The sequence below is a fragment of the Thalassospira sp. UBA1131 genome (genome assembly GCF_002311515.1).
In the GTDB taxonomy this organism is placed as follows: Bacteria; Pseudomonadota; Alphaproteobacteria; order Rhodospirillales; family Thalassospiraceae; genus Thalassospira.
Window position 1 is genome coordinate 29,106 of the sequence record NZ_DCAO01000062.1, and the last position, 229, is coordinate 29,334.

At 45.0% G+C, this 229-nt stretch carries 1 pseudogene; it reads right to left on the reverse strand.

Annotated elements, in window-relative coordinates:
- A pseudogene (locus B3Z49_RS09445) lies at positions 1-182 on the reverse strand (choline ABC transporter permease subunit); the annotation flags it as partial.
- Between the last annotated feature and the right edge of the window lie 47 nt (positions 183-229).

Sequence of the window (229 nt, forward strand, 5' to 3'; positions counted from 1 at the left end):
CCAAAGACCGCAATGATCAAAAGGGCAGGCAGCCACACCAGAAAATCGATGGTGTTTTCAATAATGAATTCGAGAACATCCGAAACGGTATAGAAAACGAAATCGGCATGTTCGTTCAGCGCATCCATCAGGGACGATATCCACTGTCCCAGCGGAATCTTCGTTTCCGTGAGCCATTCCATGCGAAAAAATCCGTTCAATGAGAATTAAGAAAAATACATCCGATGCG